We start from the raw sequence: 18,185 nt of genomic DNA on the forward strand, positions 1-18,185 counted from the left end.
GGGACGGCGGACGGGGTATCAAATAGTCTGGCGTTGACTTTTGGCACGCTGTTGAGTTCTCAAGGAACGGACGCTTCCTTCGTACTCACCCTCTCGGGCTTTCCTCCGGGCGCTTCCCTTCGGTGTTCCACCACTCTATCAGGCTTTTCCGGCCTCCCTTACCGCTTCCTTATTCTGCAAATGCAGACACACAGAAGCGGATCCAGGAATTGGATCACGTCCGATAGGTGCTGCCCTCGCCTCGCCTGCAGTGGACTGCGGCACCGGTCGTGGGCAGGGACCCGACAGTACAGCTCCCGCCGGGGCGAGGCAAATCGATTCCGGAGGCTCCGGGGTGCCCTGTGGGCTGCGCCGGGTGGCCCTTGGTCATGCGGAACCCTCAGTTCCTATGACTTAGGCTTCTGGCCAGTGCGCCGTCCGGGACAGGCAGTGACGGCGCGTGATGAATCTCCACCCCTGGGAGGCTTCCCATGACCACCGTGACGTCCCCGCTTGCCGGACGTGCCATCGGACTCGCGGCAGTGCCCGATCCGGTCTTCTCCGGCGCGATGGTGGGACCCGGTACCGCTGTTGACCCCGTGCGTGAGCCCTCCGAGGCCGTCTCGCCCGTCGACGGCGTCATTGTCTCGCTGCACCCGCACGCGTTCGTCGTCGTCGACGGCGAGGGGCACGGTGTGCTCACGCATCTCGGCATCGACACTGTGCAGCTGAACGGCGAGGGCTTCGAGCTGCTCGTCAACAAGGGCGACACCGTCACGCGGGGCCAGGCCGTCGTGCGCTGGAACCCGGCTGCCGTCGAGGAGGCCGGCAAGTCGCCGGTCTGCCCCATCGTCGCGCTTGAGGCCACCGCCGACTCGCTGGGCTCGGTCCAGGAGGACGGCGAAGTGAAGGCCGGCGACACGCTGTTCAGCTGGCAGTGAGCCGCAGCCGTCGCCGCGTCGTGACAGGGATGCGCGGTGGCGGCACGTACGACATCCAACGCGACGGCGACGAAGCCGTCGTATCTAACGGAGCGGGTGACATGGAGACAACGCTGCGAGGCGTCGGCGTGAGCCACGGTGTGGCGATCGGCGAAGTGCGGCACATGGGCACGGCGGTTCTGGAGCCGCCGGCCAAGCAGATCTCGGCGGACGAGGCGGAACGCGAGCAGGGGCGCGCACGCCAGGCCGTGGAGGCTGTGGCCGCCGACCTCATCGCACGCGGCAACCTGGCCGGCGGCGAGGCCCAGCACGTGCTGGAGGCCCAGGCCATGATCGCGCAGGACCCGGAGCTGATCGCCGACGTCGACCGCCGCGTCGCCGTGGGCAGCACCGCCGAGCGCGCGGTGTACGACGCGTTCTCGCACTACCGCGAGTTGCTGGCCGGGGCCGGCGAGTACATGGCCGGCCGCGTGGCCGACCTGGACGACGTGCGCAACCGCATCGTCGCGCGGCTGCTGGGTGTGCCGATGCCGGGTGTGCCGGACAGCGACGAACCGTACGTCCTGGTCGCGCGGGACCTGGCGCCCGCCGACACCGCGCTGCTCGACCCGGCGCTGGTGCTGGGCTTCGTGACCGAGGAGGGCGGGCCGACCAGCCACAGCGCCATCCTGGCGCGGGCGCTGGGGGTGCCGGCGGTCGTGGCGCTGCCGGGCGCCGGTGAGCTGGCCGAGGGCACGGTCGTCGCGGTCGACGGCAGCACGGGCGATGTCTTCGTGGACCCGAGCGCGGACAAGCGTGCCGAGCTGGCGAAGGCGGCGGAGGAGCGCAAGGCCGCGCTGGCGGCCTCGTCCGGTCCGGGTGCGACGTCCGACGGTCACAAGGTGCCGCTGCTCGCCAACATCGGTGGCCCCGCGGACCTCGCGGCCGCGGTCGAGGCGGGTGCCGAGGGTGTCGGTCTGTTCCGTACCGAGTTCCTCTTCCTCGACGACAACAAGAAGGCGCCGTCCGAGGAGAAGCAGGTCGAGGCCTACCGCAAGGTGCTGGAGGCGTTCCCCGAGGGCCGGGTGGTCGTGCGGGTGCTGGACGCCGGCGCCGACAAGCCGCTCGACTTCCTGACGCCGGCCGACGAGCCGAACCCGGCGCTGGGCGTGCGGGGTCTGCGGACGCTCCTGGACCACCCGGAGGTGCTGCGGACGCAGCTGACCGCGCTGTCCAAGGCGGCCGAGGGGCTGCCGGTCTACCTTGAGGTCATGGCGCCCATGGTGGCGGACCGCGCGGACGCGAAGGCGTTCGCGGACGCGTGCCGCGAGGCGGGGCTGCAGGCCAAGTTCGGTGCGATGGTGGAGATTCCCTCCGCCGCGCTGCGGGCGCGCTCGATCCTGCAGGAGGTCGAGTTCCTGTCGCTGGGGACCAACGACCTGGCGCAGTACACCTTCGCGGCCGACCGTCAGGTCGGTGCGGTGTCGCGGCTGCAGGACCCGTGGCAGCCCGCGCTGCTCGACCTGGTCGCCGCTTCCGCGGAGGCCGCGAAGGCCGAGGGCAAGAGCTGTGGCGTGTGCGGTGAGGCCGCGTCCGACCCGCTGCTCGCGTGCGTGCTGACGGGTCTGGGCGTGACGAGCCTGTCGATGGGCGCGGCGTCGATTCCCTATGTGCGGGCGACGCTGGCCAAGCACACGCTCGCCCAGTGCGAGCGGGCCGCCGCGGCGGCGCGTGCGACGGACTCCGCCGAGGAGGCGCGGCTGGCCGCGCAGGCGGTGCTGTCCGGCGAGTGAGCCGGATGTGACGTGCGTGTGAGGTGAGAGGTGCCCCGCCCGACGGCGGGGCACCTTTCGCTTGCCGGTCGTATGCCGGAGACGGTCATGTGTCGTGCGGCCCTTCGCAGTCGGGGGCGGGGTCCGGGTCGGAGTCGGAGTCGGGGTCGGGGAGGGCGATGCCCGCGCGGTAGTCGACGCCGGGTTCGGGCGGTACGGGTTCGCCGGTGCGGGCGTCGGTGCAGTAGGCGGAGAAGACTTCCGCCTCGGTGAGCGGGCGCAGCCGGCCGCCGCGCAGACTCCAGCCCCGCAGGGTGTCCCGTCGGCCGGGGGCCGAGGTGCGCAGGACGATGCCTCCGGGGCGGTCCGTGGCGATGCCTGCGGCGAGGACGGTGCACAGGACGAGGGCCGGTGCTTCCTCCCCCAGGTGCACGCGGCCGTCGGGGGCGTGCTCGGCGTGGAGCGCCGCGACGAGCGGTGTGGCCCCCTCGGCGGGGATGCTGCACACGAGGTGGTGCGTCCCCGGTCCGGCTGCCTCGACGAGCTGTCGGAGCAGTCGGGCGGCCCTGGCGAAGGCCGCCTGTCCGATGTCCTCTCCGCAGCTCGCGCAGTCGCCGCGGGTGAGCAGGCTGGTGGCGTAGTCCCAAGTGGCCTGCTGTTCGGCCTCGTTGATGAGCTCGGGCAGCAGGAGGTGCAGGGGCTGCCCGGCGTAGGTGACCTTGGTTCCGGTGGCGGCGACCTCCGCGACGTAGCGGGTGCGGCTGGCGGTGGTGTCGGGGTCGAGGTGCGCTTCGGCGCAGAACTCCTCGTAGACCACGGGGTCGAAGAGCGTGACGCTCGTGTGCGTGCCCTGGGCGGCGAGTGTGCGCAGCAGCCCCTCCATCTGCCGCAGGTAGGTTGTGTGGTCGTCGAAGCCGAAGGACTTGTACCGTCTCATGGCGGCGAAGTCGTGCTCGTCGGCCAGGACGGCCACGGTGCTGGGCACTTCTCTGCGCAGCCGGCGTCGTGCGCTCGTCCGGCTGCCGCGGTCGGTGGTGTGCGCCATTTTCTTCTCCCCCTCGGCGCGTGTGATCGATGCTCACTCACCGTAACCGCCGCCACTGACAACGCCGTTCGCGCGGGGTCGGCTCAGGAGCGCTCGTGGGCCAGTCGCTCGTAGAACCGCAGGAGTTCGGGGTTGTCGACCGAGCCCGGGTTGACGGCCTTCTCCAGCGGGGTGCCCTGCAGAAGGCGTTTGACGGGCACCTCGATGCGTTTGCCGGTCAGGGTGTGGGGGACGGCGGGCACCTCGATGACCTCGTCGGGGACGTGGCGCGGTGAGAGCTGTTCCCGGATGGTCGTCTTGATACGGGCGAGGAGGGCGTCGTCGAGCGTGGCACCGGGGGCGAGGTGGACGAAGAGCGGCATCCAGTAGCCGCCGTCGGCCTGTTCGATGCCGACGACGAGGGATTCGCGGATCTCGGGGAGGCGTTCGACGGCCTCGTAGATGTCGGCGGATCCCATGCGGACGCCCTGGCGGTTGAGGGTGGAGTCGGAGCGGCCGTGGATGACGACGCTGCCGCGCGAGGTGAGGGTGATCCAGTCGCCGTGCCGCCAGACGCCGGGGAACATCTCGAAGTAACTCTCGTGGTAGCGGCTGCCGTCGGGGTCGTTCCAGAAGCGGACCGGCATCGACGGCATGGGCCGGGTGACGACCAGTTCGCCGACCTCGTCGGTGACGGGTTTGCCGTGGGCGTCCCACGCCTGGAGGTCGGTGCCCAGGCAGGGGGCCTGGAGTTCGCCGATGTGGACGGGCAGGGTGGGCACGGCCCCGGCGAAGCAGCTGCACACGTCCGTACCGCCGCTGACGGAGGCGATCCACAAGTCTTCTGCGACCTCGTCGTGGAGCCAGCGGAAGCCGTCGGGCGGCAGGGGCGAGCCGGTGGTGGCGACGCAGCGGACGCGGGAGAGGTCGAGGTCGTGGCCGGGGTGGACCCCCGCCTTGCGGCAGGCCATGACGTAGGCGGCGGAGGTGCCGAGGAAGGTGGTGCCTGTGCGTTCGGCCACGCGCCACTGGGCGGCGGTGTCGGGGTGGCCGGGGCTGCCGTCGTAGAGCACGACGGTGGTGCCCACCAGGAGTCCGGAGACGAGGAAGTTCCACATCATCCAGCCGGTGGAGGTGTACCAGAAGAAGCGGTCGCCGGGGCCGAGGTCGCAGTGCAGGAAGAGCTGTTTGAGGTGTTCGACGAGGATGCCGCCCTGGGACTGGACGATGGCCTTGGGCAGTCCGGTGGTGCCCGAGGAGTACAGCACCCACAGGGGGTGCTCGAAGGGCACCTGCTCGAAGACCGGCTCGGCGTCGGCGGAGGTCAGCTCCGTCCACTCCAGGGCGCCCTCGGGGGCGGGCGTGCCGAGCAGCGGGACGTGCACGACGGCGCGCAGTGTGGGCAGGCCGGTGCGCAGTTCGGCGACGGTGGCGGTCCGGTCGTGGCGTTTGCCGCCGTAGTGGTAGCCGTCGACGGTGAACAGGACGACGGGTTCGACCTGTTGGAAGCGGTCGAGGACGCTGCGGGCGCCGAAGTCGGGGGCGCAGGAGGTCCATACGGCGCCGACGGCCGCGGTGGCGAGCAGGGCGACGACGGCTTCGGGGATGTTGGGCAGGTAGCCGCTGACGCGGTCGCCGGGGCGGACGCCGAGCCGGCGCAGTGCCTCGGCCAGGGAGCCCACCTGGCGGCGGAGTTCGCGGAAGGTGACGGTGCGGGGCTCGTGGGTCTCGTCGACGTGCAGCAGGGCGGGCTCGTCGGCGCGGGCGGGGTCCTCGGCGGCGCGCAGGGCGTGTTCGGCGTAGTTGAGGGTCGCGCCGGGGAACCAGCGGGCGCCGGGCATCGCGGGGTCCGCGAGCACGCGCCGGTAGGGGCTGCCGAAGCGTACGTCGCAGTATTCGACGAGGGCCTGCCAGAAGCGTTCGAGTTCGGTGACGGACCAGTGGTGCAGCGCGGTGTAGCTCGCGGCGGGGTCGCCGGGGGCCGGGGCGGGGGCGCCGTGGTGCTCGGCCGCCCAGGCCTGGAAGCGGGTGACGCGGGCGCGTGCGATGCGGTCCGCGCCGGGCCGCCACAGGGGCTCGGGGTGCGGGGCGGGCTGCTGAGTGCTGGTCATCTGGCGGCTCCCGGGCTCGACGCGTCGTGGGCGTCACCGCGCACACAGGCGGGGTATGCGCGTGACGCGGCTGACGAGGACGATGCCATGTGATCGACTCGGGCACCAGGGTCGGCGTCTGTCAGTGCCACGGCGCGCGGGGTGGTGCGGGGCGGTGCGGTTCCACAGGGGGTGAACGGCAGTTGAACGGCACACCGGCCGGATCTCGTCGATGGCAGGCTGAGCAGCATGGATGCGGGTGATCTGCGGCGGTTGGCGGGGGCGGTGCGTTCGGCGGACGGGCTGCGTGCCGTGCGCTACGCGTGGCGACGGCGGTGTACGGACGCGCGGGGGCTGCCCCGGGCGGGGGTGGAGCGGGCGCGGGTGCCGGGTGCGGCGACGGGGGCCGAGCCGCTGGCGGGCGGTGGGGTGGTGCGTTTCGCGCGCTCTTCGCTGTGGGTGCGGGTGGCGGCGGGCGGCGCGGTGTTCTGCGGCTGGGACGGTGCCGGGCCGGAGCCCTCGTACGCGCTGGCCGGGCCGGTGCCGGAGGCGGACGAGCGGGCGGTGCTGGAGCCGGACACCGACGGCGGCTGGCGGGTGGTCTCCGAGCGGATGCTGGTGACCGTGGGGCGGCACGGCTCGGTGGAGGTGCGGACGCCCGGCGGGGCCCTGCTGCGCCGCGAGTTGCCGCCCCGCTGGTGGGAGCCGGTGGTTCCGGTTCCGGGGGGCGGGTCCGGGAGTCCGGGGCCGCGGGGCGCGGCTCGGTGGCTGCAGCGGGCCGAAGTCGCGGCGGACGCGCGGTTCTTCGGGCTCGGCGGGCGGGCGGCGGGGCCCCGGTTGCGGGACGGGGCGTACCGGCTGTGGAACACCGATCCGGGCGGGGCCTTCGAGCCGGGTGACGATCCGCTGTATCTGACCATGCCGGTGCAGCTGGTGGTGGCGGACGCGGGTACGCATCTGGTCTTCCACGACAACTCCTGGGACGGCCGCGTCGTGCTGCGTCAGGGCGAGGAGGGCGCGGGTTCCGGGCACGACCGGCCGGGGCGCTGCGACGTCCGTGCGGACGGGGGCCCGTTGCGTTTCTGGGTGCTGGTGGGTACGCCCGCGCGTGTGCTGCACAACTGGGCGCTGCTGACGGGCGCTCCGGCGCTGCCGCCGTCCTGGGCGCTGGGTCATCAGCACGCGCGCTGGGGGTTCGGCGGCGAGCGCGAGGTGCGCCGGGTGGTGGCCGGTTACCGCGAGCGCGGGCTGCCGCTGTCGGCGGTGCATCTGGACATCGACCACTACCGGGGGCACCGGGTGTTCACGGTGGACCGTGAGCGGTTCCCCGATCTGCCGGGGCTGGCCGAGGAGTTGCGGGGGCAGGGGGTGCGGCTGGTGTCGATCGTGGACCCGGCGGTCAAGGCCGAACCGGGGCAGCCGGTGTACGACGAGGGTCTGGCCATGGGGGCGTTCGTGCGGGACGGGCGGGGCAGACCGGTGCGTGGCGAGGTGTGGCCGGGCACCTCGGTGTTCCCGGACTTCACCGATCCGCGGGTGCGCAGGTGGTGGGGCGGGCTGTTCGCGGAGCGGCTCGCGCAGGGGTTCTCGGGGTTCTGGCTCGACATGAACGAGCCGGTGTCCTTCGCGGGGTTCGGCGATCCGACGCTGCCGCGTTCGGCCCGGCACGTGCTGGAGGGGCGCGGCGGTGACCACCGGGAGGCGCACAACGTGTACGGGCTGGGCATGGCGCGCGCCGCCCACGAGGGGCTGTGCCGGCTGCGGCCGGACGAGCGGCCGTTCCTGTTCTCGCGCTCGGGCTGGGTGGGCATGCAGCGTTACGGCGGCACCTGGTCGGGCGATGTGGCGACGGGCTGGCCGGGGCTGCGGGCGTCGCTCGCGCTCGTGCTGGGCCTGGGGTTGTGCGGGGTGCCGTACTCGGGTCCGGACATCGGCGGGTTCACCGGTTCCCCGTCGCCGGAGCTGTATCTGCGCTGGTTCCAACTGGGCGCGTATCTTCCGCTGTTCCGTACCCATTCGGCGATCTCGGCGGGGCGGCGGGAGCCGTGGGAGTTCGGCGGCCGGGTGCTGGAGCACGCGGCGGCCGCGCTGCGGGAGCGGGTGCGGCTGCTGCCGTACTTCGTCACGCTGGCGCATCTGGCCCGGCGGACCGGGGCCCCGTACGCGCGGCCGGTGTGGTGGCGTTCGCCGGAGGACCGGGCGCTGCGCGACTGCGAGGACGCGTTCCTGCTGGGTGATTCGCTGCTGGTGGCGCCCGTGCTGGAGCAGGGGGCCGAGCAGCGGGCGGTGCGGCTGCCGCGCGGGCGGTGGTACGACACGGCCACGCGGCGGGCGTACGACGGTCCGGGGCAGGTGCTGCTGGACGCTCCGCTGTCGCGCGTTCCGGTGCTGGCGCGGGCGGGTTCGGTGGTGCCGGTCGCGGGTGCGGACGGCGGGGTGGAGCTGGAGGTGTGGGCGCCGGCGCCGGGCCGTACGGGCGGTGGCGTGCTCGTCCCGGACCGGGGGGACGGGTGGGAGCCCGCGCGGGCGGTGCGGTTCACGACGCGGTGGCGGGACGGGGTGGTGGCGGTGGAGCAGGAGGGCTCGCCGGAGGTGACGTATCCGGTGCGGGTGCTGGGGGCCGAGGAGGGGCCGGGGCGGCAGTGAGCGGTCCGGTAGAGGGCTGGTCCGGTAATGGGCTCCGTTGCCGGACAGCCGGTCCTCATGCTCCCCCGGACGAGCGGGACGTGCGCGGGTGTCTTCCGCCGCGCGTGAACACCTGATATCTGCCATCGCATGGCTTCCTGTCCCTCGGTCACCGTCCTCCCCCGCCACGTCCGCCCCCGCCACGTTCTCCTGCTGCTGCTCACCGCGCTGTTCGCGCTCGTTCCGTGCTTCACGGCGCAGGCCGGCCCGCTGCGGGACCCTCGTCCTGCGGCGGATTTCGTCGCCCTCTCCGAGGTCGATCCGACGGTCCTCCAGGAGGTGCGGTACTTCACGCCGCACAACTTCACCGGCCGTCCTGTGGAGGGTTATCGGCGTCCGGCGTGCCTGCTGACGCGTCCGGCCGCCGAGGCGCTGCACCGTGTACAGCGTGCGCTCCTGCGGAAGGGTCTCTCGCTCAAGGTCTACGACTGCTACCGGCCGCAGCGGGGTGTCGACGGTTTCGTGCGCTGGGCGAAGGATCTCGACGACCAGCGGATGAAGGGGGAGTTCTATCCCCGCGTCGAGAAGTCCCGGCTGTTCGAGGACGGTTATATCGCCGCGCGCTCGGGGCACAGCCGGGGCAGCACCGTGGACCTCACGCTCGTACGGCTGCCGGTGCTGCCGACGCGCCCGTACGTGCCCGGTGAGCCGCTCGCCCCCTGCTACGGGCCGCGGGAGCGGCGTTTCCCCGACAACTCGGTGGACATGGGCACCGGGTTCGACTGTTTCGACACGCTCGCCCACACGCTGGACCCCCGGGTGGGGGGTGTGCAGCGCGCGAACCGGCTGCTGCTGAAGTCCGCCATGGAGCGGGCCGGTTTCGTCAATCTGCCCGAGGAATGGTGGCACTTCACTTATCAGCCGGAGCCGTACCCGGACACCTACTTCGACTTCCCCGTGTGCTGGTCGCCTCCTACAGGGCCCGCAGACCGTGGATGACGTCGCGCAGCAGGCTCTCGTCGGGCAACTCCGCCGGGGGGACGGGGCGTACGACCCGCACCAGCCGGGCGGCGATCAGGTCGGCGACCAGGACGCGTACCACGCCGGGGGGCAGATCGAGTGCGGCGGCCAGGTCGGCGACCGCCTGGGGGGCGCGTCCGGCCCGGTCGACGATGTCGAGGTGTTCGGGCGCGAGGGCGGGGTCGGTGGCGGCGCGGGCGGCGAGGTCCGTGTCGGCGACGACGAGCGCGATCAGGTCGAGCCCGGCCGCTGCGGGGCCGGCGGTGCGGCCCCGCGTCATCGCGTACGGGCGTACGACGGGCCCGGCCGCGGCGTCGTACCACACGTCCCCGTCGGCGGCGGCCTTGCGGTGCCGGCCCTTGCCCGGGCCCCGGCCGGGCGCGGAACCGGCCGCGGGCGGTCGGCCCGTCCCGGGGGGCATCGCGTCGGTCACCCGTCGGCGGCGCCGGACCGCGGGGCGGTGGCCAGGTGGGCGCCGACGCGTTTGACGAGCAGCGTCATCTCGTAGGCCACCAGGCCGATGTCGGCGTTCGCGTCGGCCAGCACGGCGAGGGCGCTGCCCTCCCCCGCCGCGGTGACGAACAGGAAGGCCCCGTCGAGTTCGACGACGGTCTGGCGGACGTCGCCGGCGTCGAAGCGGTGGCCGACTCCCTTGGCGAGGCTGTGGAATCCGGAGGCCACGGCGGCCAGGTGCTCGGCGTCCTCGCGGGCGAGGTGCTTCGAGGCGCCGGTGGCCAGGCCGTCTCCGGAGAGGACGAGTGCCTCGCGGACGCTGCCGACGCGGTCGACGAGGTCGTCGAGGAGCCAGGTGAGTCCGCCGGCGCCGCCCGGGGCGGTGGCGGGCGCGGCGGGGTGTGCCGTCGTGTGTGCCGTGGCGTGTGTCGCGGTGTGTGTCGCGGCCTTCGGTGCGGTCATGGGCCGTCTCCCTCGGGTGTGGTTCCTGGTGCTGTGCCGGTCGGTGGTGTGCTCGGGGGGCCGTCGGGCGGGGCCGCCCGGTGGTGCGCTCCGCTGTCGTCGCTCTCGCGCCCGCGCTGCCAGCCGCGTTGGAGGGCGGCCATGCGGGCCCGTACCTCGTCGGCGTCGCGTTCGGGCGACGGGCCGGTGGGGGTGGGCCCCGGCTGCGCGGCGAGGGCGGCCTGCCGTACGCGCCGGGGCAGTCCTCCGCTCGGGGTGTGCTCCTGCTCCCCGGGGCCTGCGGCCGCGGTGGGCGGCCGGCGGCGCGGGAGGGGTGCGGGGGCCTCGCTCGCCTGGTGGTGCTGTTCGTCGAACGGGCAGAGCCGGGGCGGTGGTTGCCGTGGCGCGTCGGGCGGCCGGTGGCGCGGCGCGGCCTCGGTGAGCAGGGCGGAGGGGACGAGGGCGACGGCGGTGGTGCCGCCGTACGGGGAGGGCTGGAGCGAGACGCGCACGCCGTGGCGGCGGGCGAGGCGGCTGACGACGAACAGGCCGAGGCGGTCGGTGTCGGTGAGTTCGAACTCCGGTGTCTCGGCGAGGCGGAGGTTGGCCTCCAGGAGGGCGTCGGGGGTCATGCCCAGGCCCCGGTCGTGGATCTCCAGGGCGAAGCCGTTGGGGACCCGCTCGCCGTGGACCTGGACGGCGGTGTGCGGCGGGGAGAAGACGGTGGCGTTCTCCAGGAGTTCGGCGAGGAGGTGGGTGAGGTCGGCGACGGCGGGACCGTGCACGGCGAGCGGGGGCAGCCGGCGCACCTCGACGCGCTCGTACGCCTCGACCTCGGCGACGGCGGCCCGTACCACGTCCATGAGCGGGACGCTGCCGCGCCACTGCCGGCCCGGGGCGGCGCCGGAGAGGATGACCAGGCCCTCGGCGTGCCGGCGCATGCGGGTGGTGAGGTGGTCGAGCCGGAAGAGGTCGGCGAGTTCGGCGGGGTCCTCGGTGCGGCGTTCCATGGCGTCGAGGAGGCGCAACTGCCGGTGGAGGAGCACCTGGTTGCGGCGGGCGAGGTTGACGAAGACGGCGGAGACGCCGCGGCGCAGTTCGGCCTGTTTGACGGCGGCCTCGACGGCGGCGCGCTGCAGGGTGCCGAGCGCCCTGGCGACCTGGCCGAGTTCGTCGGGGCCGTGGTCGGCCGGGGGGGCTTCGGCCTCGATGTCGACGGTTTCGCCGGCGGCGAGGCGGCGCATCACGGCGGGCAGCCGGACGCCGGACGCCTCGTGGGCCTGTTTGCGCAGCGCGCGCAGGTCGCGCACGAGGCCGCGGCCGACGCGCAGCGAGACGACGAGGGAGCACAGGAGGGCGGCCAGGCCGAGGACGCCCGCGCAGGCCGCTTTGGTCAGCACGCCGAGGGCGACGGGTTCGACGCGGTCCGCGTAGCGGTCGACGGCCTCGTGGTCCATGCGGGCGAGGTCGTCGAGGACGGTGGTGACGGTGGACTGCCAGCGCTGCGGGTCGAGTTGTCCGTGGGCGCGGGGGCCGCCGGCGAGGATCACGGCGTCCTCGGTGGTGCGCAGTGCCTCGGCGGCGGAGCCCTGCCAGTAGTCCTCGTAGGTCTCCTGGTCGGTGGTGGGCAGGGCGAGCAGGGTGCTGCTGTAGAGGATCCTGCGTTCGGCGACGCGGTCGGAGAAGGCGCGCAGGTCGGTGCGGCTCATGGTGCCCGCGGCGAGGGCGGCGGCGAGGAGGGCGTCCTCGCGGGAGAGTGCCTCGCGGGCGCGGGCGATGCCGACGAGGGAGCGGCCCTGCCGGTCCATGTCGACGTTCTGCAGGGTGCTCAGGCCGCCGAAGAAGGCGTACTGGGGGTCGACGATCTCGTTGTAGGCGGTGAAGGCGGTGGCGCTGGTGACGGTGTTGTCGTCGACCTTGCGGCGGATGTCGGTGATGTCGTCGAGTCGTTTGTCGATGCCGGTCAGCCGGCGTCCGGCGTCGTCGCCCATGTCGCCGCGCAGGCTCTGGGCGGCGGTGCGGAAGGCGGTGACGGTCCGGTCGGTGGCGTCGCGCCGTTCGCGCAGGGCGGCCTGGGCGGTGGAGTCGCGGCGGTCGGCGAGGTGGACGAGGGTCTGGCGGCGTTCCTGCTGCAGGGCGCGGATCATGTCGTCGGCGGGTTCGCCCAGGTCGCGCAGGACGTCGGCGGCGGCGAGGAGGCGGGCGGCCTCGACGCCGGTGAGGGCGGTGGCGAAGATCCACAGGGCGGTCAGGGACACCAGTGGTACGAGCAGGAGTGCCACGATCTTCCGGCGGATCGACGTGCCCCGTAAGCGCATGGCCTCCCCAACGTCAACCCCGGCGCGCGGGGGTGGTGTTACGACAACAATGCGCCGTGAGCCTACTACTGTGCGGTACAGCTCTCGAAGACCAGTGCGGCCGCCGACTGCCGCCGGGGGGAGCGCAGTTGGCGGCGGGTGCGTTGATTGCGGGGCTTTCACCCCGTACGGGTGGCGGTCAGTGCCGGTCGTGCGGCATCAGCCGATCGCGTGGTGTCGGCCGGTTCTGTCTCCTCGCGGGAACTTCCGGGCGGGCTCGGCCGCTCTTGGTGGTGGGAGAGTCCCGCCGGCCGCGGTCCGTGGTCCGCGCCGGGGGGAGCCACTGGGGGAGGTGGGCCGTGACGGTCCGGAATCACGACGTCCCGTCGTACCGTCCTCGGCCGCTGTGGGTCGAGGAGCCCGCGCGCCGGCCGCGCATGCCGGATCCGGTGCGCGCCGCCGCGGTGCGCGCGGTGCTGATCATCGCGGTGACGCTCGTCCTGGCCATGGTGGGGACGCTGTTCACGCTCGCCGGTTCCTGGTTCGCGCTGCCGGTGCTGCTGTGCGCGGTGGCGGGTGTGGTGGCCGCGACGTGGGGGGTGCTGGATGTGTGGGTGTCACGGCAGGTGTGGTTGCAGCGGCACGGGGTGGTGTCGGTGCCGAGCAGTTCGGCACGGCCGTCGATACGCCGGGCCCGCAGGCCGCGCTATCAGTGACCGGGGCTTCCTCGGTCGGCGGATCCGCCGCCGGGGCGCTGTGCCGGTCGTGCCGGTCCGTGGGAGCACGCCGTCGGGTGCCCGCCCGCTCCTCGGCACGGACCGGGGCGGACGGGCGGGCGGGATGGTGACGACAGGGCCTAGCGGTCCGCGCTCGCGGCGGTCTCCTCCTCGGCCGGGCGGCGGAACATGCGGGTGGCCGTGATCTGGCCGTGCACCGGTTCGGCGTCCGCCTGCTGCTGGGGCAGGCCGGGCCGCAGGTGCTCCTCGACGCTGATGTACTTCAGGCCCGCTCTGAGGTCCGCGTCGTTGCGCAGCCTGATGACGAGGGGGAACTCGGCCAGCGCCGTGGTGTCGAACAGCCCGGTGGTGTACAGCAACTGCACGCCCAGGGCGTCGGCCACCGCCCGCTGGAGCTCCAGCAGATAGGTGGCGTTGGCGCGCCCGATGGGGTTGTCGAGGAACAGGGTGCCCGCGTGCCGCTGTTTGTCGCGGCCCCGGTCGTTGCTGCGCAGGGCGGCCATGGTGCAGTACAGGGCGATGGCCGCGGTCAGCAGCTGCCCGCCGGAGAAGACGTCGCCCATCTGCCCCACGGGCACGCGCTCGGCGCGCAGCACCGCGTCCGGCTTGAGGATCTCCACGGCGACGCCGCGCGGCTGGAGCGCGGCGGCCACTCCACGCAGCAGCAGGGACATTCCGTCGCGGCGCAGATCGGAGTTCTTCCGCACGGCGGAGCGGGTGGCCTCGTCGATGACCTCGCCGAGCCGCTCGGTGAGCGTGCTCTGGTCCGGGTCCTCGAAGCGCATGCGCAGGAATTCCTGGCCCGACCACTCCCCCAGGCCCTCGGGCAGCCGGGAGAGCCGCTGCGCGGAGCGCAGGGTGGTCAGCGAGGACTCGACCAGGCCGCGCAGCCGGTCGACGATGCTGTCGCGGTTGCGCTCCAGCTGCTGCAGTTCGTCGGTGAGCACGCGCAGCCGGGGGGCGAACGCCTCGGCCCAGGCTGCCGCGTGCTCGGGCAGGGCGGCGGCGGGCAGTTCGCGGATCTGCTGCCGGGCGGGGGTGCGCACCTGCTCGTAGCGGGTGGAGTTGGCGTGCCGGACGAGCACGTCGCTCGCCTCGCGCACGGCCGTCTCGGCGGCGGTCAGGTCGGCGGCGCAGCCGCGCAGGGAGCGCCGGGCCTCGGCGGCGGCCTGCCGGGCCTCCTCCAGGCTGCCGGGGTACGGGCCGGGCTGCTCGGTGTCCTCCTCGGCGGCGGGCTCGCGCAGCAGGTCGCGCAGGAGGGCGGCGGTGTCGTCGAAACCGGTGGCGGCGTCCTCGGCGGCGCGGTGGGCGCGCAGCAGGTCGCCGTGCGCGGTACGGGCGCTCTCCAGCGCGCCGGTGCGGGCGGCCAGTTCGGCCGTGGCGGTGCGCAGCAGTTCCTTGGCCTGCCCGGCGTCGGCGGGCACCAGTGCGTCGGGGAGGGCGGTGTGGGCCTCGCCGTCGGCGGGCGCGAGGCGCTCGGCCTCGCCGCGGAGCCGGCCGAGTTGTTCGCTGGCCGTGGAGGTGCGGGTCTCCAGCAGCTGCACGAGCGACTCGGCGCGGGCGGCGGCCGCCTGCCGGGAGGGCCCGTCGGCGCCGTCGGGGCCTTCCAGGAGCTGGGCGGCGCGGGTGCGCACCTTATTGGTGAGGCGGTCGAGTTCGGCGCGGGCGGCGCTCTCGTCGCTCTCGGCGCGGGCCTGTTCGGCGCGCAGGTCGGCGCCGACGCCGACCTTCTCGTAGACCTGTGAGGCGGCGCGGTAGGCCTCGCGCAGGGCGGGCAGGGAGGCCGTGGGCGCGGCGGTGGTGTCGGGGAGTTCGTCGGGGGCGCCGGCGATCTCGGCGCGCTCCGCGCGCAGGGCGCGGGCCGTGCGCCGGGCGTCGTCGGCGGCGCGCTGGGCGGCGCGGCGGTCCTCGTCGGCGGCGCGGGCCGCGTCCACGAGGGCGGCGGCGCGTTCCTCGGACTCGGCGCTCTCCTCGGCGAGTTCGCGCAGCCGCGTCTGCCAGGCGGCGCGCTCGCGCAGCCGGTAGGGGAGGCCCGCGAGGGCGTCGGCGACGCGGCGGGCGCGCTGCGCTCGCTCCTGGCGTTCGTCGCGCACGCGGGCGGCCTCGGCGAGGGCCGCCTCGGCGTCGGCGAGGGCGGCCCGCAGCCCGGCCAGTTCGGCGGTGGCCTCGTCGGCCGCGCCCCGGGCGCGGGCGGCCTCGTCGGCCAGTTCGGCGAGGCGGCCGGCGGGGCGGCCGGCCCGCCAGGAGGCCAGGCGGGCGGCGAGCGTACGGTCGCCGGCCAGGCGGGCCGCCACGGCGCGGATCTCCTCGTCGCGGGCGAGGGCCTTCTCGCGCAGGGCGTGCCGTTCGGCGTCGGCGGCGCTCTCGTCGTGCATGGCCGGGTTCGGCGGCACGAGGAAGACGCCGCTCTCGCGGGCGGCGGTGTCGGGGGCGGGGGCGAGGAGGGCCTCGGCGGTGCCGACGGCGACGGCGGAGCGCGGCAACAGCGAGGCGGCGCCGAGGACTTCGCGGGCGCGGGTGTGCGAGGCGGGGTCGGTGACGACGACGCCGTCGACGAGCTCGGGGCGGCGGGCGAGCACGGCGGCGTGGTCGGCGGGGTCGACGGCCTGGGCGAGGTAGCGCCAGCCGGGCAGGGCGGGGATGCCGTGCTCGCCGAGGTACTCGACGGTGGCCAGCACGTCGGGGCTCGGCGGCAGCAGGCCGCCGTCGCCGAGCGCGCCCAGGATGCGGGCGTCGTCGGCGGCGGCCGTCCGCAGTTCGAACAGCTGCCGTTCGGCGGCGGCGACGCTCTCGTCGAGCAGTTCGCGCAACGCGTCGGCGCTGCGGTCGAGTTCCTCGGCGGTGAGGGGGGCGTCGTGGGCGGCCGGGGCGGCCGCCTCCTCGTCGGGGCGCGCTTCGGCCGGTCCCGCGTGGTCCTCGCCCTCGCGCTGGCCCGGCACCTGGCCGGTGGCCGACGGCTGCGGCAGGCCCAGGAGTTCGGCCAGGCGCCGGTCGGAGCCGAGGGACCCGGCGGCGCGGCGCTCGGCCTCGTGGGCGCTCTCGGCGGCGGTCGCGGCGTCGGCGGCGCGGGCCGCGGCCAGTTCTGCGCGGGACTCGGCGGCGGCGGCCTGCCTGGCCCGCTCGGTGCTCTCGCGGGCGGCCTCGCGGGCGCTCTCGTAGGCGGCGACGGCCGGTTTCTCGGCGTCGCTCGCGGCGAGTGCGGCCCGGGCGGGGTCGGCGTCGGGGGCGGAGTCGTCGAGCCAGCCCGCGCGGACGGCCTCGGCGGTCTCCTGCTCGACCTCCGCCAGGCGCTGGCGCAGATGGCCGCTCTCGCTGCGGGCGCGCTGTGCCTCGGTGGCGGCGGCGGTGGCGTCGCGGTGGGCCGCCTCGCTCGCCTCCTGCAGGGTGGAGGAGCGTTCCTCCTCCTCGTTGGCGAGCCGTTCGGCGTCCTCGGCCGCCGCGTTGAGGGCCCGTACCAGGTCGGTGGCGGCCTCGGCGCGGGCGGCGAGGGCCGGGGCGGCGTCCCGCTCGGCCTCGCGGATGGCGGCGGCCACGCGCGCGGAGCGGTCGGCGGCGGCGCGGTGGCGCAGTACGGTCTCGGCGGCCTGCCAGGCGGCGTGCAGGGTACGGGCGTCGCCGAGCTCGCGGCGCTGGGCGGCGGCGGCCTTCTCGGCGGCGGCGAGTGCCAGCGAGGCGTGCCGGTAGGCGAGTTCGGCGGCGATCAGGGAGCTGTGGCCGCGTTCCCGCTCGGCGTCGGTGACGGCGTGCGCGGCGGCGGCGACCTGCTCGGCCAGCGCTCCGGCGCGGCCGCGTTCCTCGGCGCCGCGGGCGGAGAGCGCGCGGGCGAGCGTACGGGTGCGCCGCTCCGCCCCGGCGTGCACGCCGCGTGCCGTCCCGCGCCGCTCGGCGGCCTCGGCGATGCGGGCGAGCAGGTCCAGGGAACCGGCGGTGAAGTCGCGTTCGGCGGTCAGCTCGGCGCGGCGGCCCAGCTTGTGGGCGAAGCCGTGGACGAGGTCGGCGAGGCCGTCGGTGTCGCGGGTGTCGGTGACGGCGCGCAGCAGCAGGTCGGTGAAGTCGGAGTCGTTCTTGACGGCGAACAGGCCGGCGGCCTCGCCCTCGTCGGCGTTCATCTCCCGCTGGTAGCGGAAGAGTTCGGGGTCGAGTCCGAGCTCGCCGAGGTGCTCGTTCCAGCGTTCGTGGATCTCCTCCCACACCACGTCCAGGTGCGGGTAGGCCTTGCCCGCCTCGGTCAGGGCGTCGCGGAAGCCCTTCATGGTGCGGCGCCGGCCGCGGGCGCCGGAGCTGCCGTCGGCCGCCTCGCGCAGCACGGTGGCCTCGGCGACGGGCAGGGAGTCAAGGCTCATGCCGGGACCGGGGCGGAAGGAGTACCAGGCCTCGGCGAACTTGCGGGGGTCGTTGGAGACCTGCCGGCCGCGCCACTCGCTGACCTTGCCGACCACGACGGTCTCGCCGGTGACGACGTGCTGCCACTCCAGGGCGACGTGTCCGCAGTCGTCGGCGAGCAGGAACTTGCGCAGCACGCCGGAGCTGGCGCCGCCGAGGGTGTTGCGGTGACCGGGCAGCATGACCGAGAAGATCAGCTTCAGCAGGACGGACTTGCCGCCGCCGTTCTCCAGGAAGAGCACGCCCGCGGGGGCGGGGCGGCGCGGCGGACCGACGGGCTCCTCCTCGAAGAACTCCGCCTGCGTGGGCGCGGGGCTGGGCACCGGCGCGCCGACGCCTCTGAGGTCGAGCACGGTGTCGGCGTAGCGCGCGCCGGCCGGCCCGATGGAGTAGAGGCGGACCCGGGACAGCTCGTACATGACGGACTCTCGTTGTCGTGAAGGG

Annotated in this window: 10 protein-coding genes and 1 pseudogene; 5 read left to right on the forward strand and 6 right to left on the reverse strand. The window is 74.5% G+C overall.

Annotation, left to right across the window (positions count from 1 at the left end; genetic code table 11):
* The first annotated feature begins 470 nt into the window (after nucleotides 1-470).
* Together ACFP1Z_RS29355 and ptsP are read left to right on the forward strand one after the other, a co-directional pair.
* Nucleotides 471-920, forward strand: coding sequence for a PTS sugar transporter subunit IIA (locus tag ACFP1Z_RS29355; protein ID WP_390320735.1), 450 nt, complete (start codon nucleotides 471-473; stop codon nucleotides 918-920).
* Nucleotides 921-1,021: 101 nt separating this feature from the next.
* On the forward strand, nucleotides 1,022-2,692 hold the full coding sequence (ptsP, locus tag ACFP1Z_RS29360) for a phosphoenolpyruvate--protein phosphotransferase (RefSeq protein ID WP_390320736.1): 1,671 nt from the start codon (nucleotides 1,022-1,024) through the stop codon (nucleotides 2,690-2,692).
* Between the two features lie 85 nt (nucleotides 2,693-2,777).
* On the opposite strand, the gene ACFP1Z_RS29365 is transcribed toward ptsP, so the two are convergent.
* Complete coding sequence (locus ACFP1Z_RS29365) at nucleotides 2,778-3,716, reverse strand: hypothetical protein (RefSeq protein ID WP_390320737.1); 939 nt, start codon at nucleotides 3,714-3,716, stop codon at nucleotides 2,778-2,780.
* A gap of 83 nt (nucleotides 3,717-3,799) precedes the next feature.
* The gene (locus ACFP1Z_RS29370; protein ID WP_390320738.1) at nucleotides 3,800-5,806 is read right to left on the reverse strand and encodes an acetoacetate--CoA ligase; all 2,007 of its coding nucleotides are present in this window, start codon (nucleotides 5,804-5,806) and stop codon (nucleotides 3,800-3,802) included.
* A gap of 228 nt (nucleotides 5,807-6,034) precedes the next feature.
* On the opposite strand from ACFP1Z_RS29370, the gene ACFP1Z_RS29375 reads away from it, so the two are divergent.
* Together ACFP1Z_RS29375 and ACFP1Z_RS29380 are read left to right on the forward strand one after the other, a co-directional pair.
* Complete coding sequence (locus tag ACFP1Z_RS29375; RefSeq protein ID WP_390320739.1) at nucleotides 6,035-8,431, forward strand: glycoside hydrolase family 31 protein; 2,397 nt, start codon at nucleotides 6,035-6,037, stop codon at nucleotides 8,429-8,431.
* A 129-nt stretch (nucleotides 8,432-8,560) separates the two neighbouring features.
* The gene (locus tag ACFP1Z_RS29380; protein ID WP_390320740.1) at nucleotides 8,561-9,409 is read left to right on the forward strand and encodes a M15 family metallopeptidase; all 849 of its coding nucleotides are present in this window, start codon (nucleotides 8,561-8,563) and stop codon (nucleotides 9,407-9,409) included.
* On the opposite strand, the gene ACFP1Z_RS29385 is transcribed toward ACFP1Z_RS29380, so the two are convergent.
* Genes ACFP1Z_RS29385 through ACFP1Z_RS29395 form a run of 3 tightly spaced genes read right to left on the reverse strand, consistent with a single transcriptional unit; the run spans nucleotide 9,384 to nucleotide 12,642 of the window.
* Nucleotides 9,384-9,851: a DUF742 domain-containing protein gene (locus ACFP1Z_RS29385; protein ID WP_390320741.1), complete on the reverse strand. Its 468-nt coding sequence runs from the start codon at nucleotides 9,849-9,851 to the stop codon at nucleotides 9,384-9,386. The genes ACFP1Z_RS29380 and ACFP1Z_RS29385 overlap by 26 nt on opposite strands.
* Nucleotides 9,852-9,859: 8 nt before the next feature.
* A complete protein-coding gene (locus tag ACFP1Z_RS29390) occupies nucleotides 9,860-10,345 on the reverse strand; it encodes a roadblock/LC7 domain-containing protein (protein WP_390320742.1) in 486 nt (161 codons plus the stop codon).
* Complete coding sequence (locus ACFP1Z_RS29395; protein ID WP_390320743.1) at nucleotides 10,342-12,642, reverse strand: sensor histidine kinase; 2,301 nt, start codon at nucleotides 12,640-12,642, stop codon at nucleotides 10,342-10,344. The genes ACFP1Z_RS29390 and ACFP1Z_RS29395 overlap by 4 nt, the downstream gene beginning before the upstream one ends.
* A gap of 338 nt (nucleotides 12,643-12,980) precedes the next feature.
* Here ACFP1Z_RS29395 and ACFP1Z_RS29400 point away from each other — a divergent pair.
* A pseudogene (locus tag ACFP1Z_RS29400) lies at nucleotides 12,981-13,334 on the forward strand (hypothetical protein); the annotation flags it as partial.
* A 143-nt stretch (nucleotides 13,335-13,477) separates the two neighbouring features.
* On the opposite strand, the gene ACFP1Z_RS29405 reads toward ACFP1Z_RS29400, so the two are convergent.
* The gene (locus ACFP1Z_RS29405; protein WP_390320744.1) at nucleotides 13,478-18,160 is read right to left on the reverse strand and encodes a hypothetical protein; all 4,683 of its coding nucleotides are present in this window, start codon (nucleotides 18,158-18,160) and stop codon (nucleotides 13,478-13,480) included.
* Between the last annotated feature and the right edge of the window lie 25 nt (nucleotides 18,161-18,185).

This window comes from Streptomyces gamaensis (assembly GCF_042656465.1).
Taxonomy (GTDB): Bacteria; Actinomycetota; Actinomycetes; order Streptomycetales; family Streptomycetaceae; genus Streptomyces; species Streptomyces gamaensis.

Excerpts from the sequence above, each read along its gene's own strand:
- ACFP1Z_RS29405 (WP_390320744.1), bottom strand. The coding sequence starts at position 18,160 with ATGTACGAGCTGTCCCGGGTCCGCCTCTACTCCATCGGGCCGGCCGGC.
- ACFP1Z_RS29380 (WP_390320740.1), top strand. The coding sequence starts at position 8,561 with ATGGCTTCCTGTCCCTCGGTCACCGTCCTCCCCCGCCACGTCCGCCCC.
- ptsP (WP_390320736.1), top strand. The coding sequence starts at position 1,022 with ATGGAGACAACGCTGCGAGGCGTCGGCGTGAGCCACGGTGTGGCGATC.
- ACFP1Z_RS29390 (WP_390320742.1), bottom strand. The coding sequence starts at position 10,345 with ATGACCGCACCGAAGGCCGCGACACACACCGCGACACACGCCACGGCA.
- ACFP1Z_RS29370 (WP_390320738.1), bottom strand. The coding sequence starts at position 5,806 with ATGACCAGCACTCAGCAGCCCGCCCCGCACCCCGAGCCCCTGTGGCGG.
- ACFP1Z_RS29395 (WP_390320743.1), bottom strand. The coding sequence starts at position 12,642 with ATGCGCTTACGGGGCACGTCGATCCGCCGGAAGATCGTGGCACTCCTG.
- ACFP1Z_RS29355 (WP_390320735.1), top strand. The coding sequence starts at position 471 with ATGACCACCGTGACGTCCCCGCTTGCCGGACGTGCCATCGGACTCGCG.
- ACFP1Z_RS29385 (WP_390320741.1), bottom strand. The coding sequence starts at position 9,851 with ATGCCCCCCGGGACGGGCCGACCGCCCGCGGCCGGTTCCGCGCCCGGC.
- ACFP1Z_RS29375 (WP_390320739.1), top strand. The coding sequence starts at position 6,035 with ATGGATGCGGGTGATCTGCGGCGGTTGGCGGGGGCGGTGCGTTCGGCG.
- ACFP1Z_RS29365 (WP_390320737.1), bottom strand. The coding sequence starts at position 3,716 with ATGGCGCACACCACCGACCGCGGCAGCCGGACGAGCGCACGACGCCGG.